This window comes from Thermotomaculum hydrothermale, from assembly GCF_016592575.1.
Lineage (GTDB): Bacteria > Acidobacteriota > Holophagae > Thermotomaculales > Thermotomaculaceae > Thermotomaculum > Thermotomaculum hydrothermale.
This window is the reverse complement of record NZ_AP017470.1, coordinates 602,094-627,084: the sequence shown is the minus strand read 5'-3', so window position 1 is coordinate 627,084 and position 24,991 is coordinate 602,094. Positions and strand designations below refer to the sequence as shown.

The following is a 24,991-nucleotide window of genomic DNA, read 5'->3' as shown; positions in this document are numbered from 1 at the left end:
CTACAGCATGGTTATCTCTTATTTCAACCTGCTTAAAAAAGTTTTTAATTCTTCAGAACTAATCATTTTAAAGGATTCAATAATTTCAGGATAGTATTTACTTCCCGCAAGTGATATTATCTCTTCTTTTGCAGTTTCAAGGGATTTTGGTTTTTTGTATTTTCTATTTGATGTTGTCATTGCCTCAAAAGAATCCGCCAATGATATTATGTTTGCCTCAACAGAAACATTTTTTATCCCCTCTGGATAACCTGCTCCATCAGGACTCTCATGGTGTTGATAGATAATTCTCGCTATTGAATAAAAGTTTAAGTCTTCAAGAATATCTCTCCCAAAAACAACATGTTTCATTAGATAGTCAACCTCAAATTCCTCAAGTTTGGTTATTTTATTTATTAAAAGCCAGGGAATTTTAACCTTTCCTATATCGTGTACATACCCAGCAAGGTAAACTGATTGAATATCAATAAAATTCTTCATATACGGGAAAACTGTAACCAGCTTTTTTGCAATTAAATGGCTCAACCCTGCAACCTTTGCAGAGTGGTTTTTCCCTGTATACCAATCTTTTTCTTCAAGAAAATTTACAAATTGTTTTAAAAGAGAATTACCCTGCATATAAAATTCGCTTGTTTGCTGCCTTAAAGAAGGGTCTGATATGGAAAACTGTCTTGCAGTTTCTAAAAATATGTTGATTACATCTAATTCATCGTAAACATCAGAAACATTGAAAGAAGCACGATAGGCAAGTTTAATCTGTTTATAGGCTTCTGAAAAATCACCTTTTTGAGTAAAGTAATTGGCTTTAGTAAGGTAGTAGATATAGCTATATTTATTAAAAGCCTTTTTGCTTGCTTTTATTAAATCAAATGCACTATTCAATGCTTTTTCTGCTTTAGGGAAACTATGCATTGATGAGTGTAAGTTTGCTAATTCACAGTAATAAAAAAAATCAAATGGCTTACTATCCATTTTTTTTATCTCTTTAAGTATTTCTAACATAGTGTCAAAATATCTTTTTCTCTTTTCAGAGCCAACTTTTTCATTTTGAGCAAGTTTTTGCGCCGAGCGATTTGTAACCCTTGTTAAAATCCCCAAAAGGTGAAATTTAGGTTGAAACGTAAAAACTCCATGAGAAGAATCAAGGCCTGAAATAGCTGTAATTATCCTCTTTCCATTTAAATATGAAGATAAATAGTTTCCATTATCATAATCGTTTAACATTGAGGCAATGCTAAACCACCTGTAAGCAATATCTTTATCTGTTTTTTTTAAATCGGAAATTAAAGAAATATAACGCATAGATATTTCAGTATCACCAGAAAAAGAAAAAAGCAGGGCAAGAGCAGAATAAACAATTGATAAATCTTCTTCAGATAAACTCTCAAACAATTCTGTGGCAATTCTTCTCGCAAGTATAATTGATGATAAAAAATCTCCAGCAAGATAGAAATTACCGAGATACCTTCTAAAAACCTCTCTATTAAAAAATCCTTTCTTTAAATCTCTGTATACCTCTTTAAAAATAGAATCAATTAGAAAAGGAGATTTTTGCGAATACAGTTCAAAATCCCTCTTGGAGAGGGTTTTAATATTCTTCGATTTTCCAAGTTTAATCTTTTTCATATACTATAACCTAATTTTAAATTAAAAAAAATCAAGTTTTTTTAATCCTTCTCCCTTTTTATTGATGCACCTAATTTTATTAATTTTTCCTCAAATTTTTCATATCCTCTATCAAGGTGGTATATTCTATGCACCCTTGTTACACCTTTCGCAAATAGCCCGGCAAGAACCAGTGAAGCGCTTGCTCTTAAATCTGTAGCCATAACATCTGCTCCAGTTAAAGGTTTTCCCCCCTTAACTATGGCAGTATTCCCATCAAGTTTTATATCTGCTCCAAGCCTTACCAATTCCTGAACATGCTGAAACCTGTTTTCAAATATATTTTCTTTTATGTGGGAAACCCCCTTTGCTTTTAGCATTAAAACCATAAACTGTGCCTGCAAATCAGTTGGAAATCCAGGGTAAGGAGATGTTTCAATATCTACAGGATTAATTGTTGAACCCCCATCAACAATAAGTGAATCTTCTTTAACTTCAACATTAACCCCTGCATCTTTTACCTTTGATAAAAATGTGTCAAGATGGGAAGGAATAACACTTTCAATTTCAACCCTTCCCTTTGTTACTGCTGCTGCAATAACAAAAGTCCCTGCTTCAATTCTATCCGGAATAACTGTATGATTAATTTTTTTAAGGCTTTCAACCCCTTTTATTCTTAAACTTTTTGTTCCAATTCCTTCAATCTTTGCACCCATTTTTAGAAGGCAGTTACACAAATCAACAACCTCTGGCTCAATAGCAGCATTTTCAATTATCGTTTCTCCAGCAGCAAAAACAGAAGCCATAATTACATTTTCAGTACCTGTTACAGTAACTTTATCAAAATAAATAAAATTGCCCTTTAACTTTTTAGCTTTAAGAATTGAATAGCCTTCTTTAACCTTATAATCTGCTCCTAATTTTTTAAAAGCCTCAATATGCAAATCTATTGGCCTTGCCCCTATGGCGCAACCCCCCGGAGTGTACACATAAGCCTTTTTAAACCTCGCAAGTAAAGGGCCCATCAATAGAACGGAAGCCCTCATCCTTCTTATAATGTCGTATGGAATTTCACAAGGCTTAACATTTGAAGAATCAATATCTATTATGCCATTTTCTTTTTTAAAGTTATACTTTACCCCTAAAAGCTCCAATGCTTTAAGCATTGTTCTTACATCGGCAACATCAGGCACATTTTCAAGGGTTAAGCCATTCTCTGACAGAATAGATGCAGCAAGCAAAGGCAATGCTGAATTTTTTGCCCCTGAAATTCTAACCTTCCCCTTCAGGCTTTTCCCGCCTTTAATAACAAACTTTTCAAGCATTCTCTATAACTCCAACTCTGAAATGGCCATTTAAATCCTTCAAAAAATAAATATCTGATTTTTTGAATATCTCTCTTGTAAGGGATTCAACTTCTTTTCTTTGATTATACCCTATCTCAAAAACTATTATACCTTTTTCCTTTACAATTAAAACAGCCTTATTTAAAAACTCCTCCAAAAACTCATATCCTTTATCCCCGCCAAAAAGGGCAATGTGAGGTTCATTCAAAACCTCTCTTTCAAGGGAATATTTTTCACTTAATCCAATATAGGGTGGATTAGCCAGAATTATGTCTATTGAATGTGCTTTTAAACAATTCAATTTATCACAATTAATTAATGAAATATTTGCATTTAGATTTTCAGCATTTTTTCTTGCAATATTTAATGCCTTTATTGATATATCTGAAGCAAAAACAACAGCTTCTGGCATTTCTAAAGCTAAAGAAATAGCAATATTTCCACTTCCAGTGCAGCAGTCAAGAATTTTCCCTTTAAACCCATTTCCAAACTTTTTTAATACAAAGTCAACAATAACCTCTGTTTCAGGCCTTGGAATTAAAACATCAGGTGAGACAAAAAATTTTCTTCCCCAAAAATGTGTAAAGCCTAAAATATATGCGTAAGGAATACCATCTGCCCTTTTTTTAACAAAGGTTTCTAATTCTTTAGCAATTTCCGGCGTAAATTCAAAATCTCCAGTTATAACATCAACAAGAGGAATTGAGAATTTTTCCGAAATAAACCTTTGAATCTCCAAAAGAGGCTCTTTTATCCCCTTTTTTTTCAAAGAATCAATATATTTTAGAAACTTTCTTTTCATCAAATTTTAGTTTTGAAGTGATTTTAAAGCCTCAGCCTGATAATGAGCAATTAAAGCATCAACCATTTCATCAATATCACCGTCAAGAAATTGCTGAAGCTGGTATATTGTCTTTCCTATTCTATGGTCAGTTACCCTGCTTTGCGGATAGTTGTAAGTTCTTATTTTTTCACTTCTGTCTCCACTTCCAACCTGGTTTTTTCTATCTTCCGCCACCTCTTTCAACTGTTTCTCTTTCTCCATTTCATAAAGCCTTGATCTCAACACCTTCATAGCCTTCTCTTTGTTTTTCAATTGAGACCTTTCATCATGGCAGGTTACAACAAGCCCTGTTGGAATGTGAGTAATCCTTATTGCTGAATCTGTTGTGTTTACATGCTGGCCGCCAGCACCACTTGCTCTGAAGGTATCAATCCTTAAATCTTTTTCGTCTATGTGAATTTCCACATCGTCAATTTCAGGAAGTATTGCTACTGTTATAGCGGAAGTATGAATTCTGCCTCCAGATTCTGTTTGAGGCACCCTTTGTACCCTGTGCACTCCGCTTTCGTATTTAAGCCTTGAATATGCACCTTTACCTTCAATCATTGCAACAACTTCTTTAATTCCTCCTACTCCTGTCTGATGTATCTCCATAACCTCTAATTTCCACCTTTTTCTTTCAGCATACCTTGAATACATCCTGAAAATCTCTGCTGCAAACAAGGCGGCTTCTTCTCCCCCTGTGCCTGCCCTAATCTCCAGAATAACATTTTTCTCATCATTGGGGTCTTTTGGGAGCAGTAGCAATTTTAGCCTTTCTTCACTTTCTTTAATCTTCTCTCTGTATTCCTCAATCTCTTCTTCGGCTAATTGCTTTAATTCCTTATCCCCGGTTTCTTTAAGAAGGGATTTGGCGTCTTCAAGCCCCTGTTTATAACTTTTATACTTTTTATATTCATTTACAATAGGCTCAAGTTCAGAGTGATGCTTAGATAACTTTGTAAACGCATCCCTATCTTTAATAAGCTCAGGGTCGCTTAATTTTGCAGTAATCTCCTCAAACTCTTTTTCAATACCTTCTAATTTGTCAAACATACTTTAGTTAGAAAATTACTTTTTATTCTGATATTTTCTTTTAAATTTTTCTACTCTACCTGCGGTATCAACAAGCTTTTCCTTACCTGTGAAGAAAGGATGGCAGGCTGAACAGATTTCAACTCTGATTTCTTTTTTGGTTGAACCAGCTTTAAACCTGTTTCCGCAAGCGCAAATTATTTCTGCTTCGTAGTATTCAGGGTGAATTCCTTTTTTCATTATATCCTCCTCAAGTATTTTCCCATCAGGTTATAGATTATACTTTAATATCTCAAAACTGCAAAATATTTTTTTACGAATAAAACCTCAAAATTGTATCTACAACATACTGTTTTTGCTCTTCAGTTAACTCAGGGTAAATCGGCAATGCTATGGTTTCTTTTGCCGCTTTTTCAGCCTCAGGTAAATCACCTTCTTTATATCCTAAGTATTCAAAGCATTTCTGCAAATGTAAAGGTACTGGGTAATAAATAGCACAGCCTACATTGTTCTCCCTTAAATAATCAACAAGTTTATCCCTGTCCTTTACCCTTAAAATATACTGATTAAAAATGTGTCTATTGTTTCTTAAAACCTGAGGTGTGGCTAAAATCCCATCGCAATTTGCTTCATTAAACGCTTTATTGTAAAAATCGGCGTTTTTCTGCCTACCCCTATGCCATTCTTCAAGGTACTTCAATTTAATTTCAAGCACTGCAGCCTGAATGGCGTCAAGCCTTGAATTAAAGCCTACCTCATCGTGATAGTACCTCTTTGATTCACCGTGAACCCTTAAAGATTTAAGCCTTTTTGCCACATTTTCATCGTTTGTGGTTAAAGCCCCACCGTCTCCAAAAGCACCTAAATTCTTTGAAGGAAAGAATGAAAAGCAGCCTATCTTCCCCATATTCCCCGCTTTTTTATTCAAATTTCCGTCAATAGAACCAATTGACTGGGCAGAGTCTTCAATAACAGGAAGCCCCCACTTTTCTGCAATTGCAAGAATAGCCTTCATATCTGCTGTCTGTCCGTAAAGGTGAACTGGCAGTATTGCTTTAATTTTTCTTCCAGTTTTTTTGTTGTAAACCTCTCCATCTTTCTTTTCAGCATTTTCTTCAAGGAATTTTTCAAGAAGTTGAGGGTTTAAATTAAAATCGTCAGGATTAATATCAATGAAAACAGGTATTGCACATATCCTTGCAATTGCCCCTGCTGTTGCAAAAAATGTATAGGGGGTTGTTAAAACCTCATCATTCTGTTTAACATCGCAGGCCATTAAAGCAAGCACAAGGGCGTCTGAACCTGATGCACACCCTATGGCGTATTTTGTCCCACAGTATTCAGCCATCTTTTCTTCAAAAGACTGGACGTCTGGCCCTAAAATAAAATACTGTTTTTCATAGATTTCTCTCAACTTAGGTTCAATTTCTTCTTTAAGCGCTCTATACTGAATTTTCAGGTCAAGTAAAGGTACTTGCATAGTTTACTCCTTTTATAAAATCTCCAGATAAAACTTTACTCTATTTTTTATTAAAAATCCATAAAAATGAGCGTATAGAAGAAACTTTAAGGTAATCTTTAAATGCTTTTTGTATATAAGGCGGGGTATTTTCAAATTTATATTCAAGGAAAAACTGTAATTTACCCATTTTATGAAAAGATCGAAAAAGCCTTTTGTAAATTTTATACCTTTTCTCCTCTGGCAAACTTTTAGCATAGAAAAAGGCTTTGTCAAAATCTATAAAGTAAACTTCACCCTCTTTTAAAAGAATATTTTTTATATTCATATCAGGGTGATAAAGCCCTGTATCAAACAACTTTTCCATACTTTTAAATACACCTTCCACAACCTTGTTATTCAAATCAACCTCTGACAAATCCCTTGCGTTTTCAATCTTCTCTGTGGCAATAAACTGGGTATAAAAAAAGTCCTGCGTTTTTCCAGCAAACAATGGTTCAGGGACATTTATTCCCTTTTCGTTTAGTTTTAAAAGGATAAGTATTTCTCTAAAAGCTCTGGGGTTTTTACTCCAGTATTTATTTTTTAAGACATTTCTCAGAATCCCACCGTGATGGTATTCCCTTAATACATAGTTTTTCATTAAAAAAGAAAACTCTTTTAAATTTTTTCGCCCTTTTAAAGGGGAATCTTTTAAAGACGAGAAGATAAACCTTAAATCTCCGCAATTAATTTTTACTTTGGGATTTACCGCCAATGTTATATTTTTGCATTTAATGTGATAGTAATTGACTGACATAATTTTTTAAAATTGGAATATCTTTTTTTAGAATTGTCCTGAAATCTATTAAAAACCTCTCACCCTTTATTCTTCCTATTACAGGAATTTCTCTGCTTCTAAAATACTGCTCAATCTCCTCAGGAGATTTGTTTAAATTAAAGGTTAAAGCAAAGCTCCCTATCTCACGCTCAGGGGTTGTGCCACCGCCTATTTTTGAACTTGTCTCAACAATTTCAAGTTCACTATTCTCTAATTTAAAACCTGAAATAAACTCCTCAATCTCTTTCCTTATTGCTTCCGCTTGCTTAAAAATCATATTGTAAACAGGGATTTCATGGTATTTTTCTCTCAAAAGCAATTCCATATGTTTTTCTATTGCTGCATAGGTTATTTTATCCACCCTTAAAGCCCTTAAAAGGTGGTTTTTTCTAATTCTTCCAATGTATTCTTTTTTACCTATAATAATTCCAGCCTGAACACAGCCTAACAATTTATCCCCTGAAAAGGATATAAGATCAATTCCTGCATTCACACTCTCCTTAACAGTTGGTTCATCATTTATCCCTAATTCACTTAAATCGTAAATATTCCCGCTTCCCATGTCTTCAGCAAAAACAACCCCTTTTTGCTTACATAATTTTGCAATATCCTTTGCAGGCACACTTTTTGTAAATCCTGTAATCCTGTAATTTGACGGGTGCACTTTTAAAACAAGTCCTGTGTTTTCGTTAATTGCATTTGCGTAATCCTCAAGGTGGGTTTTGTTTGTGGTGCCAACTTCAACAAGCTTTGCCCCTGCCTTTTTCATAATCTCAGGTATTCTAAAAGAACCGCCTATTTCAATTAACTCTCCCCTTGAAACAACAACCTCTTTTCCTTCTGCAAAGGTGTTAATAATAAGCATAACCGCTGCTGCGTTGTTATTTACAACTGTTGCAGCTTCCACATTAAAGAAGGTTGATAATAGCCTTTCTGCATGGGAGTCCCTATGCCCTCTTTTGCCCTTTTCTATATCATATTCAAGGTTGGAATAACAGGTTGAAAGAGATTTAATATAATCTGCAACACTTTCAGGTAAAACTGCCCTACCTAAATTTGTATGGATAATTATCCCAGTACCGTTAATAACCTTTTTTAAGGAAGGCTTAATTACCTCCTCAACTTTTAGGGGAATTAATTCAAAAACCATTTCCGGAATTTTCTCTTTCAATTTCCCCGATTTAATTTCATCCCTTACCTTTTCAATAGATTTCCTGACAGAATCTTTTACAAGGGGGTATCCAAATTTATCTATTAAATCTTTTATTTCTTTTTTTGAGAGTATTTGATCAACAGAGGGGATTTGTTTAAACAACTCTTTCATGAACCAAATACCTCTCTGTAAACTTTATCAAATTTATCTTTCCCGCAGGCTAACATAAAGGTTAAAGGCGCCACCTGTTTTACATGAATTAAAATTTGCTCTGCCAGACTCCTTATATCCCATTGGGCATGTTTGTCTTCTCTAAGCCTTACAAAGTGATAAAGTTCTCTTGCGTTAACTGTAAATAAAACTCTTCTCTTATGAGCATTTGTAAGAATGTAATAGCATGCAGCATCGTTTATGTCCATAAACCTGTAGAATATTTCATTTGTTTTAGCAATTAAATTCTCAAACTCTTTAACAAGGTTTGCTTTTTCAAATGTTTCAGGGATTGTAACACCGTGAGATGGTGAGTAATTTTGTTTTAAAATTGTTGCTATTCTATGCCTTTTTAACTGAGCAAAGGCACTTGCAGAAAGGGTAATTTGAAAGGTAAAACTTGCCCTTTCAAACTCACGCAATAAACTGTGATACGGCTTTAAATTCCTGTAAATTTCAAGGAATAAACTTTTTTTTTCGTCAAATGAAAGAAGAGAGACAACTGTTTTGGCAGTTTGGTAACTTACATTGTAGTGAGAAAAAAGTATTGATGTTAAAATCTCCTCGTCAGGGTTAGGAGTGTTATCCACCATATAAACATCAGTTTTGGCAAAAATTATTGGAAAATTTTTCTCACTAACAAGAGATACCACCTTTTTCTTTAATTCTGGATAAAGTTTGTGATACTCCTCTGGCTCGGTGTATTTTATTAAAGAGGGTGCTATATAGTATGCCTCTTCATAAAGTTTTTTTCCTAATTCCTTCACTTCTTCAACTCTCTCAGCCTGTAGCCTTTGAATAATATATTCAAGCTCTCTTCCATTAACAGTCATACCAAGCTGTCCCTTTGTAGCAAGGGGAAGAGCATACCTTGCATCCTCTTTTGCCATTAAAAAGGCTTCTTTTCTGTCGTACCCTTCTTCAATTAACACTGTTTCAATTGCCTGATATGCTTTGTTGTAAAAATCATACTGCATATTCACGATTGAAGTAAATAACTCATTAAAGGGAGATTTAGAAAATTCTTTAGGAACAATCTTCTCATCTCCTATCTTTACATACCTCTGGGATTTTTCAGTATAGGAGGCAAGCCTGAAATTTTCCAAAAATTCTGTTGCATACCTTGAAATACCTATAATATCAAAGTTAAAGCACGCATGCTCTGCTACTGAAGAATGACCAAGGCCAAAAACAATATTTTCATTTGATTTTCGCGCCTTCTCAACATCTTCCCTTGCTTCTTTCCTTAATAGATTCACATCCTTTGAACTTCTGCTAATCCTTGCATAAGCGGCAGAAATAGTTTCAGGAGTTAACTGTTCTGGTGCAATTTTCCTGCTTTTTTTGGCACTCTCAATTAAATCAATATCAACATTGTATCCAGCAAGTATTACTTTCATGGTTCAATTATATCCTTTCACATCTTTTTATTCAACAAACCCAACTATTCGGCCAATGCTCCTCCTATAATAGCCCCTATTAGCAAAGGGCCAATACCTGTTAAAGCAAGCATAAATCCCCCTAACCCTGCCACAAATCCTAAACCAGGGATACCGCTTAACACAGTTCCAAAAAAGAAAAGAAAAATCCCTATTAAAATCGCTGGCAAAAATACAGCTAAAATAGCTGAACCTACCGAGCCAGCTTTCTTTCCTCCCACAAATCCAGCTATTAATGGGCCAAAAAATGGTAGCCAGAAAAGGAGAATGGAAATCAGTATCATCCAGAGCATACCCCTCATTGCAGAAGGCTCTTTTTTCATAACTTCCTCCAGCTAAATCGTTTGATTTATTTTAATTTAAGAATTTATTTTTATCAACTTAAAAGAGTTTACAGATTGTTTTTTAAATTTTATTTTTCCCTTTTATTTTAAAATCTCTTCAATTATGTCAAATCTGTTAAATGGTGGCATAAAGTAAGCACCGTCAACATATTGCTTTGCTTTTATTAAAATTTCTCTCGCTATCTCAATCCCTTTTTCAAAGTTTTTCCCTGAATTTTCAAGGGATTTTAGTATATCCTGAGGAATATTAATCCCTGGAAATTCATTATTTAAAAACCTTGCATGTGCATAGCTTTTTAAAGGCAGTATTCCAACTAAAATGGGGATAGAAAATTTTTCCCTGATTTCTGCAAGGTATTCAAGCACATCTTCTGAATAAACAGGCTGGGTTTGAAGAAATTTTGCCCCTGCCTCAATTTTTTGCTCAAGTTTTTTCAACTCTTTATCTCTATCATATGCAAGGGGATTGAAAGCTACTCCCGGGAACAAATTTGTTCTTCCCTTAATCTCATTCATTCCAAAATCAAAGCCTTTGTTCATTCTTGAGACCATCTCAACAATACCAACAGAATTAATATCAAAAACACCGGTTGCTTCGGGAAATTCACCAACAGATGTTGGGTCTCCAGTTAAAGCAAGTATTCCCCTCACCCCCAAAGCATAGGCGCCTAAAAGGTCTGACTGCAAGCCTATTAAATTTCTATCTCTGCATGTTACATGCAAAATAGGTTCAAGGCCTAAAATAGTTTTTATGTAAAAGGAATAGACCATTGCGCTCATTCTAACCCTTGCAAGCGGGTTTTCTGCAATGTTTACTGCATCAACACCTAACTCTTTTAAATGCTTAATTTTCTTTAATTGCCTTTCAGGTGATGGGCTTTTAGGTGGATTTGCCTCAACACTTATAACAAATTCTTTGCCTAATTTTTTAAATACTTCAGGAAGGGAATCATCAAAAAGGCCTTCATCAATGTCTTCTTCGGCTGCAAAAGCAGTCTCAAGAAAAGATATTGAGGATTTTTTCTGTTAATATCAGCCTCTTTCACCGTATCAGCAAGCTTCTTTATGTGAGATGGAGTTGTTCCGCAACAGCCACCAACAAGTTTTACCCCATTTTCAAGGAATAACAATCCATACTCTTTGAAATAGTCTTCTGACACAGGGTAAACAACCCTATCTCCAACTGTAACAGGATAACCAGAATTGGGCATTGCACTTAAAAGTGTGTCTTTAAATTTATTGAAATATGGCAAATAGTGATTAAAAAGCTCAGCGGGGCCAAGGGTACAGTTTATGCCAACAACATTTGCACCTGCATTAAGCAATGTTTCAAAGCAAGTATCCGGCCTGTCACCAAATTTAGTTAATCCATCTTCAAGTATTGTTATTTCTGCCACAATAGGAATTGAACTATCAATCTTTCTTATTCCCTTTACCGCATTTTCAATTTCAAGTAGGGAAGAAAAGGTTTCAAGGATTAGCAAATCCACCCCTTCCTCTATTAAAATTTTTGCTTGAGATGAAAAAATGTCTTTAAAATCTTCTTCTGTTAAATTTCCATAAGGTTTTAAAAGAGCATTTGTTGGCCCAATTGAGCCTGCAACATAAACATCATAACCCTTTGCCGCTTTTTTTGCATTCTGAACAGCAAGCTTGTTTAAAAGCTCGAATCTATCTTCAAGTTCAAATTGAGAAAGTTTAAGTATATTTCCGTCAAAGGTATTTGTCTCTATTATCTTTGCACCTGCTTCAATATACTCTTTATGTATTTGAATTACAAGCTCTGGATTTTTTAGATTTTCCTCGCTTCGACAAATATTTGCAGGCCTCCCCTTCTGATTAAGGTATGTGCCAAATGCTCCGTCTGCAATTAAAAAATTTTCTTTTAAAGCAGTTAAAAAATCTTTCATTGTTTATCGTGCAGGGTTTGAATCTCCACTATTTCAAAGTTTCTCTCCCCTGATGGCACCCTGACGGTAACCTCGTCTCCCTCTCTCTTTCCAACCAACGCTTTACCTATTGGAGAGGTAATCGAAATCTTGTCGCTTCCTTCCTCTGTTTCCTCAGGCATTACAAGGGTGTATGTAATCTCTTCGTCCTTGTCAAGGTCATAGAGAACAACTGTTGTCCCATAGCTTACCCTGTCCTTAGGAAGCCTTGAAACATCTATCTGGGCAATCTCAGCCCTCCTCTTTTTTAAATTCATCAACTTTGTCTGTAAAAGCCTCTGCTTTTCAAGAGCCGCTTCGTATTCTGCGTTTTCTGATAAATCCCCCTGTGCAGCTGCCTTTGCAATTTCTTTAGGCAAAGTTACTGTCAACTCATACTCAAGTTCTTTAATCTCTTTGGTGAGTTTGTCAAGAATTTCCTTTGTCATTTAATTTCCCCTCCAAGTATTTTAAAAAGTCATTTTCTCTGCTTAAAAGCATATTAGAAACACAAATTATCAACTTTTCCCCAAAAATTTCAAGCACTTTTTCCTCTTTTAGTTTGACCCAGTCCTTTTCCGTTGCAACAATATAATCCACTTTCAACTCATTTGCAACAGCATTTAATTTTTCAAGCTTTTCTTCGCTGGGCACAACATGGTCTCTGAATGAAAATGATTTTACCACATTTAAGCCTGCTGTAACCAAATCTGCTTTAAAAGAAAGGGGATTACCTATTGCGGAAAAACTTAAAACCTTCTTTTCCTGCATATCTTCAAGTGCGATAATTTTGTCTCTAACAGGTTGATAAAAATGGCTGATTTCAAGGTTTGCTTCAAAAATCAAAGCACTGTTGTTTATCTTTTCAATAGTTTTTCTCAAAAGTGTTATATTTTTTGCATACTTTGCCCTTGTTAAAACTATAATATCCGCCCTTTTTAACTCATAGACAGGCTCTCTTAGAATGCCATAGGGTATTATCTTCCCATTTCCAAAAGGATTTGAACAGTCAATAAGGCAAATATCTATATCTCTGAATAGTTTTCTATGCTGATACCCGTCATCAAGGATATAAACATGGCAACCACACTGTTCGCCAAATTTTTTTGCACTTTCGTATCTATTTTTCCCGACAATCACACATCCCTTATCTTTCAACCTCTGTTTTATAAGCAATGGCTCATCTCCACACTTTACAAATGAACACCCTTCCTCAACAACCCTTATTTCCCCCTCATTGTTTCTTTTATACCCCCTTGAAAGCACACAGGGTTTTAATCCAAACTCATTAATAATTAATTCAGCAAGGGTAATTGTAAAAGGGGTTTTTCCTGTCCCCCCGGCGGTTATGTTTCCAACTGAGATTACCTTCTTTCCCAATTTTTTTGACTTTAAATACCCTGCAGAATAAAGAAAATTCCTTAAATTTACCAAAAAAACATAAATCAAATATAAAGGAAAGAGTAAAATCTTCAATAAAGTGCTGTTTAGCATTTTATTTCCCCTAAAACACATTCAAGGCTTTGAGAGTTACTTTCAAGATAAGCTGCTGCCTCCATTGCCTTTTTAATAAAATATTGCCTATTTTCAAAGAAATTTTCAATAAAAAACTTTAATTCTTTGCCATTTTCGGCCACTGTAAAGTAATTACCAAGTGCATCTCTCAAATCCTCAAAGTTTGAAAGAAATTTTCCAGTTACAGTCGGCTTACCTAAAAACAAAGGCTCTGCAAAGTTTTGCCCACCAAAATTTACAAGGCTACCCCCCACAAAGCACAAATCCGCTATAGCGTAGTAACTTACCAATTTTCCTGTCTCATTAACAATTAAAACCTCATTATCTTTAAGTTTAAAATCAACCTCTCCATTGCTTAAAACAGGCTCAAAACCGAAATTTTTAACAACCTCAATAATCTCACCTGTTCTTTCAATGTGTCTTGGCACAAATATAGGTAAAAACAAGCCTTTTTTTATTAAGTCGTTTAAGTAATGAAGAATAACCTCTTCTTCACCATCCCTTGTTGAACCGAAGACAACAACAGGTTTTTTAGTTTCTATTTTTACATTGTGTTTTACTTCAGGTTTATTTGTTAATTTTAGATTGCCACACACCTTAACTTTATTTTCAGGACAACCAATAGCCACAAACCTTTCAAAATCCTTTTCACTTCTCACAACAACCTTTTCAAAAAACTTAAAGAGATTTTTTAAGAAAAAGGATAATTTTTTATATGAAAGATAAGACTTGTCTGATATTCTTCCGTTAATCAGGAATATTTTTATTCCGTTTTTATGTGCAAAGTAAATTATGTTAGGCCAGATTTCAGTTTCTACAAGAATTAAAGACTTTGCCTTTACATTTTTAAAAAATGCCTTTAAAGATGACGGAAAATCAAATGGAAGATAAGAGATTGAAACCAATTCTTCTCCTCCAAAGTTGTCCTTTGCCTTTTGAAACCCTGTATCAGTGGCACAGGTAATCAAAACCTTTTTACCATTTTTTATAAACTCTTTTACAAGAGGAATAATCAAAACCTGTTCTCCAACGCTTGCTGCGTGAATTATACAGTCAAAATTTCCTTTTATTTTAGTTTTCTTTCTCTGTTTAATATACTCTTTGCCAAATCTTTTTTTTAACTTAAAATACAAAAAAGGATAAGAAAGATATAGCAAAAAAGTATATAGTATGCGCATTTTTAGTATTCCCTGATTGTGTTGTAAAGCGTATCCCTTTCAACAGGTTTTCTCTTTGCAGTTTTTATTAAATTCACTATTTCAGGAATTGTGGCCTTCCTCTCTGTTTTATAGCCTGCCATATAGGTAACAGTCTCCTCAACAACTGTGCCGTCTAAATCGTTTGCCCCAAACCACAGTGCGGTTTGAGCAAGTTTTTTGCCTAACATAACCCAGTAAGCCTTTATGTGCTTAAAGTTGTCAAGGAAAATCCTTGATACTGCAATAACCTTTAAATCGTCTATCCCTGTTGAGCCTTTAATGTTTAGCCTTTTTTCAAGTTCAGTGTTTTCTGGATGATAGGACAACGGAATAAATGCATTAAATCCGCCTGTTTTATCCTGTAACTTTCTCAACCTATCAAGGTGGTCTATCCTCTCTTCATAGGTTTCTATGTGTCCGTAGAGCATTGTGGCATTCGATTTTAGCCCTTTTTGGTGGATTTTTTCAGCAATCTCAAGCCACCTTTCCCCTGAAATCTTGTTTCTGCATAAAATTCTTCTAACCCTCTGGCTGAAGACCTCTGCCCCACCGCCAGGTACAGAACCCAACCCTGCCTCTTTTAATTTATCAATCACCTCTTCTATTGAAAGGCCTGAAATTCTTGAAAAATGGTCAAACTCAACGCAGGTAAAAGCCTTTATATGCAATTCAGGAAAATTCTCTTTTATTCCCCTGATAATTGCTAAATAATCTTCAAACTTCCATTCAGGATGCAATCCCCCAACAATGTGCACCTCTTTGCAGCCATTTTCAACTTCAGGTTTCAAGGTTTTAATTATCTGCTCAACGCTCATTTCATAAGCACCAGGCTCATCTAACGAGTTTCTGTAAAAAGCACAGAATTGGCACTTATTTATACACAAATTAGTCGGATTTATGTGCCTGTTTATGTTAAAGTAAACAATGTTTCCGTTTTTCTTTCTGTTTACAAAATCCGCAATATAGCCTAACCCAATTAAATCCTCTGTTTCGAAAAGCCTTACCCCTTCGTCAAAGGTAACCCTTTCGCCCCTTTTTACCTTATCAAAAATCTTTTCAAGAAAACTATCACTAAACATACAAAATCCTTACAAATAAAAGTCTAATGTTGCAAATATCAAAATAATAACACTGAAAAACCCGTTAACTGTAAAAAACGCCTGGTCTATTTTAGACAAATCATTTTCCTTTACAAGAGTATGTTCGTAAAAAAGCAATAATGATGCAATTGAAAGCCCTATCCAGTACCACATACCAGCTTTAACAATGTATCCAAAGTAAAAAAGACACACCACAACAATAAAGTGAAAAAACCTTGAAATATACAGGGCTTTTTTTACCCCAATCCTTGAGGGAAGGGAATAAAGCCCTTCACTTCTATCAAACTCTATATCCTGAAGTGAATAGAAGATATCAAAACCTGCAACCCACAGCATAACGGCAAGGGAGAGAAAGATAATTTTAAAATCAAATTTTCCAGTAACAGCAATCCAGCCGCCTGCCGGGGCAATTCCGTCTGCAAGCCCTAAAACAAGGTGAGAAAATGAGGTAAACCTTTTTGTGTATGAGTAAAAAAGAACAATAAAAATAGCAATAGGGGATAATTTAAAGGCAAGGGAATTTAAGAAATAGGTTGTTCCAATAAAGAGAATTGAATTTACAATAACAAAAACCAAAACAAAAAACCTTGATAGTCTCCCAGCAGGGATAGACCTATCCTTTGTTCTTGGATTTTTTGCATCTATGTCTGCATCAAGGTATCTGTTGAAAGCCATAGCAGCATTTCTTGCAAACAAGGTGCACAAGATTACCAGAGTAAATGTTTTTAAATCAGGAATACCCTTTGCGGCAAAAATCATCCCAAGCAATGCAAAAGGAAGAGCAAAAACAGTGTGTTCAATCTTTATCATTCTCAAAATTTCCATAAATTTATTCATCAATTTTCCACCTTCTTTCATCTTTTAAAGAAATTCCCAGTAAATCAAGTATCCTTAAGGAAAAGAAATCAAGCATATCTTCAATAGATTCAGGTTTGTTGTAAAAAGAGGGGATAAACGGCGCAATTATAGCCCCTGCAAGCGATAATTTGTGCATATTTTCAAGGTGTATTGGGGATAAGGGAGTCTCCCTCGGCACTAAAATAAGCTTCCTTCTCTCTTTTAAGCATACATCTGCAGCACGGTGAATAAGGTTTATTCCCACACCTGTTGCAATTGAGGCAAGAGAAGAAACTGAGCAGGGAATTATAACCATTCCGTCAAGGGGATAGGAACCACTTGCTATTGGAGACGCAAAATCTCTATCGTTTAACAAATCAAAATGCTTTTTATAAAAATCAAAATCAAGGCTAAACCCTTCAGACTGGGCAACATATTTCGCATTTTCTGAAAAAATAACGAAAATCTTTTCAAAATACTCACTATGTATTGCAAGTTTTCTCAAAAAATAATCCCCTAATTTTAACCCACTTGCGCCTGTTACAGCTACAGCAATTCTCTTTTTCATAGCAGTTTAGTATTTTATCACAAAATAAAAAGGTTAAAAGGTTTTGGGTTCAAGGTCGTTAAAGGTTTAGAGTTGGGGAGTAAAGTTATAAGGAGATTTTGAATTATAGATTTTGAATGTTGAATTGAGGAAGGGATTTTTTAAATTAAAGTTTTTCCTCAATCAAGAATTCAGAATTCATTTATAAACAAAGTCAAGTGGGGAAATAATTTTTTTGTTTCACCTCCTTTCTTGAATTCAGGTTAAAGGTTATATATCTATCGGTTCACCTTTGCTTTTTAGCATTATCAGGGATTCTTCATTCATTTATCCGAGGTCATTGCCTCACTTTGCTTTCCATAAGCCGGTTCCTAAACAAAATTTAGTGCTTATATGCACATGAATTCTGACAGGGTGTCCCGGCTTAAATGGAATCGCCTGATTGAAAGGCGAACCGCTCCCTGCTTTAAGTTGTTATCAATGGTTTCTCACATTTGTTTTCTCCCGTTACAAGCATTGGGTTATACGGCCTTTTATGTATAAGTACCCCGTAGCATATTGCCGCTATTTTTCTTGATAGTGCCACTCTTGCTTTTTTCCAGCCTTTTCTTCTTTTTATGTTTTCATACCATTTTTTTAGCGGTATGGAGTTACAACTTTTTGATCTTAAAACAGCTATTGCCACCTGTGAGAGGTATCCCCTGAGCATTCCGTTTCCCTGTTTGGTTATTCCCTGATTGCCTATTGTTTTGCCTCCGCTTTCTCTTATTTTAGGGCATTGACCGAAGTAGGATATGAGTTTGCGTACGTTTTTAAATCTTTCTATGTTTTTTCCTACCCTTGAGATAAATGCGGCAGAAGTTATTTTCCCCATTCCGGGGACGGTTAATAGCAGATTGTACATTTCTTTAAAGTCGGCATCTTTGTTTATTTGAGAGTGTATTAATTGTTCCGTTTGTTCTATTTGCTTTTCAAGTAGTTTGAATTGTTCAAACATGTGGGATATTTCAAAGTGGAGTATAGGTTGTGTTTCAGATGATATGCTTTTTAGAACAGATTCAATCTTTTTAGCTTTATTGAGTGTTCTTAAAGGTATTTTTATTTCTTTTTCCCTTAATCTTTGCCTTATTCTGTTTATTAGCCTTGTTCTGCTTTTTACAAGGTCAGCACGGTGGGATATGAGTTTGCGTAAACTATGTTCTTTTTCCGACGGGATATATACAGGTTCTGGAAGGATTTCTTTCCATAAGCTTATTGCAAGCCGTTTTGCATCTTCTTTGTCTGTTTTTTTCATTGACTTTGAGATGTAGGCGTTTTTTAAGGTGTTTACCACATATACAGATATTCCTATGGCTTTGAGTATGTTGCAGTATTGAAAGGTTAATGAACTGATTTCAATTGCCGAATAGATTTCGTTTTCTTCAATTAGGCTTTCAAAAAAGGTAATAAATGTTTGCTCTTCAGTGTCAATTTCTTTGCTTTTAACCTTTGTTCCCTGCTCGTTTATAATGTAGATGTAACTTTTTTTAGTGTGCAGGTCAATTCCGCAGTATAATTTCGGTTTTTTTGAGGTACAATGTTTCATGTCAAGCCTCCTTTCTGTAAGGGTTTCTTAGGGCCTATTTTATCAAAAGTGAGGCACAGACCTCGTGAAAGAAATAGTGAGGCATAGACCTCGAAGAATAGGCCCCGGGGGCTTGACTTTGTTTATAGCAACAAAATTTAAAATCTTTTTAAAAAGTAGGAAAAGACATTTTAAACCTCAAACTCAATAATTATGAATTATGGTATAATTGAATAAAAGAATTTTTAAGGATTTTGCTATGAAAAAGCTTCCGATTGGATTGAATAGTCTGGAAAAGATAATTAAAGGCAATTATGTTTATGTTGATAAAACAGATAAAATTCTTGAATTGATTGAGGGGGGAAGTTATTACTTTCTCTCTCGTCCAAGAAGGTTTGGCAAAACATTAACAGTTGACACATTGAAGAATATTTTTGAGGGGAACAAGGAGATATTTGAAGGCTTATACATTCACGATAAGTGGAATTGGGATAAGAGATATCCTGTAATAAGGATAGATTTTAGTACCGGTGAGATTGATAACACACAAAAACTATACAAGGTAATCTTTTCATTACTTGAAGAGCATGCAAAGAGGTATGGTTTAGCCATATCCAAGGATGAGCCGGGGCTTGCATTAAGGGAAATGGTGCTTAATTTGTATGAGACGCAAAGAGAGAGGGTGGTAATTTTAATAGATGAGTACGATAAGCCTATTTTAGATAACATTACAAAGCCAGAGGTTGCTGAAAAGATTAGAGACTCACTTGCAGACTTTTATGGAGTGCTAAAGGGATTGGATGAATACCTGAAGTTCGTTTTTCTTACAGGTGTAACCAAATTCAGCAAGGTAAATCTATTTAGCAAACTCAACAATCTTGAAGATATAACCCTTGATCCCCGATACTCAACACTTTGTGGTTACACAGATGAAGAGTTAGAAAGATACTTTTCCGAATACCTGAAAAATGTTGACAGAGAACAGGTAAAACTCTGGTACAACGGCTATTCCTGGCTTGGAGAAAAGGTATATAATCCCTTTGATATACTTCTCTTTATCTCAAAAGGTTTTCAATTCCGCCCCTATTGGTTTGAAACAGGTACACCGACATTCTTAATGAAGCTATTAAAAAAGGAAAAATACTATATCCCAAACCTTGACACTGTGGAAGCATCAGACGAATTATTAAGCAGTTTTGATGTATACACAATGGAGATTGAATCACTTTTATGGCAGACAGGTTATCTTACAATTACAGGCACAAAAATGCTTGGAATAAAGCAAATTTACAAATTAAGCTATCCGAATTTAGAGGTAAAAATCTCCCTGAACGAGAGAATCTTAAGGTTTTTATCAGGAATAAACCAGCCATCCTATACAAGAACGCTAAACATAGTTTATCAAGGCCTTGTTGAGGGGAATGTTGATAAAATAATCTCTGGTTTAAAAACACTCTTTTCATCAATCTCATACACAAACTTTACGAAGAACGAGATAGCCTCTTACGAAGGATACTATGCAAGCGTAATATACACATACTTTCACTCACTTGGGGTACAACCGATAGCAGAAGATGTAACAAGCAGGGGAAGAATAGACTTAACCATAAAAATAGAAGACAAGGTTTATATCTTTGAATTCAAGGTAATAGAGGAAGAGAAGGACAACAAAAATCCCCTTGAACAGATAAAAGAGAAGAAATACTTTGAAAAACACAAAAATGAAGCTAATGAAATCTATCTTATAGGCATAAGTTTCAGCAAGGAAGAGAGAAATATAACTTCGTACAGTTGGGAGAAGATTTAAAGGTTTTAGGTATTTTATCCTGATATAGTTGACACAATTTAGTTAATTTTAAATTCTGGATGTTGGATTATGAATTTTAGATTTTAGATTTTAAATTTTGTTGCTATAAACAAAGTCAAGCCCCCGGGGCCTATTCTTCGAGGTCTATGCCTCACTATTTCTTTCACGAGGTCTGTGCCTCACTTTTGATAAAATAGGCCCTAAGAAACCCTTACAGAAAGGAGGCTTGACATGAAACATTGTACCTCAAAAAAACCGAAATTATACTGCGGAATTGACCTGCACACTAAAAAAAGTTACATCTACATTATAAACGAGCAGGGAACAAAGGTTAAAAGCAAAGAAATTGACACTGAAGAGCAAACATTTATTACCTTTTTTGAAAGCCTAATTGAAGAAAACGAAATCTATTCGGCAATTGAAATCAGTTCATTAACCTTTCAATACTGCAACATACTCAAAGCCATAGGAATATCTGTATATGTGGTAAACACCTTAAAAAACGCCTACATCTCAAAGTCAATGAAAAAAACAGACAAAGAAGATGCAAAACGGCTTGCAATAAGCTTATGGAAAGAAATCCTTCCAGAACCTGTATATATCCCGTCGGAAAAAGAACATAGTTTACGCAAACTCATATCCCACCGTGCTGACCTTGTAAAAAGCAGAACAAGGCTAATAAACAGAATAAGGCAAAGATTAAGGGAAAAAGAAATAAAAATACCTTTAAGAACACTCAATAAAGCTAAAAAGATTGAATCTGTTCTAAAAAGCATATCATCTGAAACACAACCTATACTCCACTTTGAAATATCCCACATGTTTGAACAATTCAAACTACTTGAAAAGCAAATAGAACAAACGGAACAATTAATACACTCTCAAATAAACAAAGATGCCGACTTTAAAGAAATGTACAATCTGCTATTAACCGTCCCCGGAATGGGGAAAATAACTTCTGCCGCATTTATCTCAAGGGTAGGAAAAAACATAGAAAGATTTAAAAACGTACGCAAACTCATATCCTACTTCGGTCAATGCCCTAAAATAAGAGAAAGCGGAGGCAAAACAATAGGCAATCAGGGAATAACCAAACAGGGAAACGGAATGCTCAGGGGATACCTCTCACAGGTGGCAATAGCTGTTTTAAGATCAAAAAGTTGTAACTCCATACCGCTAAAAAAATGGTATGAAAACATAAAAAGAAGAAAAGGCTGGAAAAAAGCAAGAGTGGCACTATCAAGAAAAATAGCGGCAATATGCTACGGGGTACTTATACATAAAAGGCCGTATAACCCAATGCTTGTAACGGGAGAAAACAAATGTGAGAAACCATTGATAACAACTTAAAGCAGGGAGCGGTTCGCCTTTCAATCAGGCGATTCCATTTAAGCCGGGACACCCTGTCAGAATTCATGTGCATATAAGCACTAAATTTTGTTTAGGAACCGGCTTATGGAAAGCAAAGTGAGGCAATGACCTCGGATAAATGAATGAAGAATCCCTGATAATGCTAAAAAGCAAAGGTGAACCGATAGATATATAACCTTTAACCTGAATTCAAGAAAGGAGGTGAAACAAAAAAATTATTTCCCCACTTGACTTTGTTTATAAATGGATTATGAATGCTGGATTGAGGAAGGGGTTCTTTTAAATTAAAAGTGTTTTCTTACTGACACAAATAATGTTAGATTGCCGAATAATTTACTTTTATTTATTACTGTTATTATAACTACCTACTTCATAAAACTTTTTCCACTTCTCCACTGTTGCTTCACTACTTGTGGAAAACCATTCAGGATGACCATCAGTACGCCAAATTTTTATTGCTCCTGCATTTGAGTTTTCAAAACCACCATGAGTATCAATAATTTCTATATGATCAGCTTCAAAATTACCTGCTTCCTCCTTTCCATCAAATAGCTTCTGGAAAGGACCATACAAGGTTTCATAGGAATAATGATTACCATCCATATAAACAACATCATCAAGACTAATAAGCTTACAAAATTCATCAAAATTACTCTTACTCTTTAGATAACTCCATCCTTCTCCTTTCAAAGAATCAACATCATAATCTTGCTCTGGGTTTCTGGTTATTTTAACTCCTGGTAATCGGTAATACCACCATTTTTCTACGCCGTTAATTCTGGTATAAACCTTTATTCCAACATTATAAGTACCATAAGGACAAGTATCAGAATCAACAATATCCTGTGGAGTTGTATTATTAACACGGAACTTATTATAATCAGGACCATCTCTTAGCCTAACATAAGCAGCAATAGTTCCTACTCTGTTCCAATCATCATCAAAAGCTATAATATCATAACCAGTAATCTCTCCTAACTTCGTATTCTTCAATGTTGCTATGACATGAGCTAATATTTCATCATTATCCTCAACTATTAAATGATTAGAATTAATAATGTCACTCATACTATCTAAACCAACGGTTTTATTACCTAAAACAACATGTAAATCAATTGGGCTTGTAGTTACAGCATCTTCTCCTATCATAAAAGTATGTATTAACTCATTATTCTTTACTTCCAAACCACCGTATAGCGCATAGGCTAAAATTCCTAAGTTGTCAAGAGTATTGTTAGTATTAACATATTTTGACTTTATTTTTAAATAACTTACTTCTTCTCTTATATCGCTTAAGTTAGCTTCTTTTAACATATCTTCTAAGGTTTTTACATACTTGTTCATCGCATTTATTCTTATCTTTTGCTCTCCAAGGGTTTCTCCTTTATCATTGTTGTAATAAATTATTACTTCGTCATCTACAAGATGATTGTTTAATAATGCTAAGCCAGTCCATTCAGTGTTTTCCTTGCTTTTAGCAACTGGTATTATATAAGCTTGAGGTACAGGCCTCATATCTTCTACGCTGTAAAAAATACCTTTATTGCCTGGTAATAATAAGCTTACGCCGGCCATTATCGGCCAGTTCTTTCCGCTTGGTTCTCCGCCAAACAATTCTCCGCCAATTATTGGAGCAGTTGCTATTACTCTCGCATAAGCAGCGTTTTCAGGCATTCCTAAGTTGCTGATTAAATCAACGATTTTTCCTCCTGCAGGTATTGTTAATTCATAATCATTTCTTCCTTCTTTTTCAGGATTAACATCTAAGTGAAAACCATTAGCTTTATAATATTCTATCCTTACCTTAACATCTTCAGAGTTAGGATTAACCAAAACCAAACCAGTCCACCAATACCTCTTGTTAGGATCAGGATTTTTAGTATCATCATCAATATGAGGTATTATTAACTCTTCAAAAGCATCTTGATTAGAAAAAGCACCGCCGCTCTCTCTATTTCGTTTCATAAACAAAGTATTACCTACTAAACTAGCTAATGATTCAGGTTTAGAAAAAGGATCATTAGATTCTTTCTCACTAGTTATTTCCATCCAACCAGCATCTTCAGGTACAGAACCAAAAATTTGGTCTTTAATATTAATACTAGCCCCTCTAATCACGCTCAAATCAGGCATTAAAAAACCATAAGCATTAGTAGTTCCGTCAAAAAAGATTAATTCATTATTAGGTAATATTTTTGCTTTAACAACTGCTCCTGGTTCTAAATTAGCAATGTTTAATAAGAAATTCCAATAATCATTATTAGTAAAATGAATATCATAAACTTTAGTTCTTAAAAACTCAGGAGCCAAAACCATAGCTTTTTGAACATTATCACCATCTTTTTTACTATAAGTAATCCAAACACGGTTCTTATTAGTACCAAGAACTTCTACTAAACTTATGTTATTAGGATCAATAGAAGGAAATAAATCAGTTAATGAATACTCTTTTTTATTAACAAAATTAAGATACTCACCAACTTCATCAAGAACATTTCCTTTATCATCATAAGCTCTAAATCTAATAACATATTGATAATTACTATCTAAAACATCATCATTAATTGCTGTAAATTTAGTTTCATAACCTTTAGCAGGAATTACATAATTCTTAAACCAATCATTAGCAGTTGCGTTTATTGATGTTAGTAGTGTTAGTGATAATAGTCCTAAAGCAATTTTTTTTCTTATTTTCTTGCTTACTTTGTTGAATAATCCTTTTGTTTTTTCTTCTGCGGCTTCTTTTTTATTTTTTAATATTTCCTTTTTGAAGAATAAAATCTTCATTTAACTTTCTCCTGCTTTTTTATAGATTTTACACCTTCTCCCCCAACTTTTCAAAGCAACAAATTGCGACATTTAGAGACAAAATTTTTTTATTAAAAGATG

The 24,991-nt window shown here is 34.6% G+C and carries 22 protein-coding genes; 2 read left to right on the top strand and 20 right to left on the bottom strand.

Annotated elements, in window-relative coordinates:
- Positions 1-18: 18 nt before the first annotated feature.
- The 19 genes from TTHT_RS02830 to TTHT_RS02740 all read right to left on the bottom strand — a co-directional run bounded on the left by TTHT_RS02830 (position 19) and on the right by TTHT_RS02740 (position 18,945).
- Positions 19-1,626 (bottom strand): HD domain-containing phosphohydrolase, encoded by a 1,608-nt coding sequence (locus TTHT_RS02830; protein ID WP_201328526.1) that lies wholly within the window; start codon positions 1,624-1,626, stop codon positions 19-21.
- Between the two features lie 41 nt (positions 1,627-1,667).
- Positions 1,668-2,930, bottom strand: coding sequence for a UDP-N-acetylglucosamine 1-carboxyvinyltransferase (gene murA, locus TTHT_RS02825; protein ID WP_201328525.1), 1,263 nt, complete (start codon positions 2,928-2,930; stop codon positions 1,668-1,670).
- Positions 2,923-3,753 (bottom strand): peptide chain release factor N(5)-glutamine methyltransferase, encoded by an 831-nt coding sequence (prmC, locus tag TTHT_RS02820; protein ID WP_201328524.1) that lies wholly within the window; start codon positions 3,751-3,753, stop codon positions 2,923-2,925. Before prmC ends, murA begins: the two co-directional genes overlap by 8 nt.
- 6 nt (positions 3,754-3,759) lie before the next feature.
- Complete coding sequence (prfA, locus tag TTHT_RS02815; protein ID WP_201328523.1) at positions 3,760-4,830, bottom strand: peptide chain release factor 1; 1,071 nt, start codon at positions 4,828-4,830, stop codon at positions 3,760-3,762.
- Between the two features lie 15 nt (positions 4,831-4,845).
- Positions 4,846-5,049: a 50S ribosomal protein L31 gene (rpmE, locus tag TTHT_RS02810; RefSeq protein ID WP_201328522.1), complete on the bottom strand. Its 204-nt coding sequence runs from the start codon at positions 5,047-5,049 to the stop codon at positions 4,846-4,848.
- A 73-nt stretch (positions 5,050-5,122) separates the two neighbouring features.
- Positions 5,123-6,289 carry a DegT/DnrJ/EryC1/StrS family aminotransferase gene (locus tag TTHT_RS02805; protein WP_201328521.1) on the bottom strand — a complete coding sequence of 389 codons (1,167 nt, stop codon included), beginning with the start codon at positions 6,287-6,289 and terminating at the stop codon, positions 5,123-5,125.
- A gap of 40 nt (positions 6,290-6,329) precedes the next feature.
- Positions 6,330-7,067, bottom strand: coding sequence for a lipopolysaccharide kinase InaA family protein (locus TTHT_RS02800; protein WP_269089398.1), 738 nt, complete (start codon positions 7,065-7,067; stop codon positions 6,330-6,332).
- Entirely contained in the window at positions 7,042-8,412 is a 1,371-nt protein-coding gene (gene selA, locus TTHT_RS02795) for an L-seryl-tRNA(Sec) selenium transferase (protein WP_201328519.1), read from the bottom strand. The genes TTHT_RS02800 and selA overlap by 26 nt, the downstream gene beginning before the upstream one ends.
- Positions 8,409-9,851, bottom strand: a complete 1,443-nt coding sequence (locus TTHT_RS02790; protein WP_201328518.1) for an FAD-dependent thymidylate synthase — start codon at positions 9,849-9,851, stop codon at positions 8,409-8,411. The genes selA and TTHT_RS02790 overlap by 4 nt, the downstream gene beginning before the upstream one ends.
- A gap of 44 nt (positions 9,852-9,895) precedes the next feature.
- A complete protein-coding gene (locus tag TTHT_RS02785; protein WP_201328517.1) occupies positions 9,896-10,213 on the bottom strand; it encodes a hypothetical protein in 318 nt (105 codons plus the stop codon).
- Between the two features lie 102 nt (positions 10,214-10,315).
- Positions 10,316-11,140 carry a methylenetetrahydrofolate reductase gene (locus tag TTHT_RS02780; RefSeq protein WP_236578205.1) on the bottom strand — a complete coding sequence of 275 codons (825 nt, stop codon included), beginning with the start codon at positions 11,138-11,140 and terminating at the stop codon, positions 10,316-10,318.
- A 14-nt stretch (positions 11,141-11,154) separates the two neighbouring features.
- The gene (locus TTHT_RS02775; protein WP_201328516.1) at positions 11,155-12,144 is read right to left on the bottom strand and encodes a homocysteine S-methyltransferase family protein; all 990 of its coding nucleotides are present in this window, start codon (positions 12,142-12,144) and stop codon (positions 11,155-11,157) included.
- The gene (locus TTHT_RS02770) at positions 12,141-12,611 is read right to left on the bottom strand and encodes a GreA/GreB family elongation factor (protein WP_201328515.1); all 471 of its coding nucleotides are present in this window, start codon (positions 12,609-12,611) and stop codon (positions 12,141-12,143) included. The genes TTHT_RS02775 and TTHT_RS02770 overlap by 4 nt, the downstream gene beginning before the upstream one ends.
- A complete protein-coding gene (gene lpxK, locus TTHT_RS02765; RefSeq protein WP_201328514.1) occupies positions 12,592-13,656 on the bottom strand; it encodes a tetraacyldisaccharide 4'-kinase in 1,065 nt (354 codons plus the stop codon). Before lpxK ends, TTHT_RS02770 begins: the two co-directional genes overlap by 20 nt.
- Positions 13,650-14,855, bottom strand: a complete 1,206-nt coding sequence (locus TTHT_RS02760) for a 3-deoxy-D-manno-octulosonic acid transferase (RefSeq protein WP_201328513.1) — start codon at positions 14,853-14,855, stop codon at positions 13,650-13,652. The genes lpxK and TTHT_RS02760 overlap by 7 nt, the downstream gene beginning before the upstream one ends.
- A 2-nt stretch (positions 14,856-14,857) precedes the next feature.
- The gene (gene mqnE, locus TTHT_RS02755; protein ID WP_201328512.1) at positions 14,858-15,955 is read right to left on the bottom strand and encodes an aminofutalosine synthase MqnE; all 1,098 of its coding nucleotides are present in this window, start codon (positions 15,953-15,955) and stop codon (positions 14,858-14,860) included.
- 9 nt (positions 15,956-15,964) lie between these two features.
- Positions 15,965-16,813, bottom strand: coding sequence for a UbiA-like polyprenyltransferase (locus TTHT_RS02750; RefSeq protein ID WP_201328511.1), 849 nt, complete (start codon positions 16,811-16,813; stop codon positions 15,965-15,967).
- Complete coding sequence (locus TTHT_RS02745) at positions 16,806-17,381, bottom strand: UbiX family flavin prenyltransferase (RefSeq protein ID WP_201328510.1); 576 nt, start codon at positions 17,379-17,381, stop codon at positions 16,806-16,808. The genes TTHT_RS02750 and TTHT_RS02745 overlap by 8 nt, the downstream gene beginning before the upstream one ends.
- A 445-nt stretch (positions 17,382-17,826) precedes the next feature.
- Positions 17,827-18,945, bottom strand: coding sequence for an IS110 family RNA-guided transposase (locus tag TTHT_RS02740; protein ID WP_201327034.1), 1,119 nt, complete (start codon positions 18,943-18,945; stop codon positions 17,827-17,829).
- A 238-nt stretch (positions 18,946-19,183) separates the two neighbouring features.
- Here TTHT_RS02740 and TTHT_RS02735 point away from each other — a divergent pair, with 238 nt between their 5' ends.
- Positions 19,184-20,731, top strand: coding sequence for an ATP-binding protein (locus tag TTHT_RS02735; RefSeq protein ID WP_201328509.1), 1,548 nt, complete (start codon positions 19,184-19,186; stop codon positions 20,729-20,731).
- A gap of 231 nt (positions 20,732-20,962) precedes the next feature.
- Positions 20,963-22,081, top strand: coding sequence for an IS110 family RNA-guided transposase (locus TTHT_RS02730; protein ID WP_201327034.1), 1,119 nt, complete (start codon positions 20,963-20,965; stop codon positions 22,079-22,081).
- Positions 22,082-22,441: 360 nt separating this feature from the next.
- Here TTHT_RS02730 and TTHT_RS02725 read toward each other — a convergent pair whose 3' ends face one another.
- Positions 22,442-24,889 (bottom strand): hypothetical protein, encoded by a 2,448-nt coding sequence (locus TTHT_RS02725; protein ID WP_201328508.1) that lies wholly within the window; start codon positions 24,887-24,889, stop codon positions 22,442-22,444.
- Positions 24,890-24,991 lie beyond the last annotated feature (102 nt).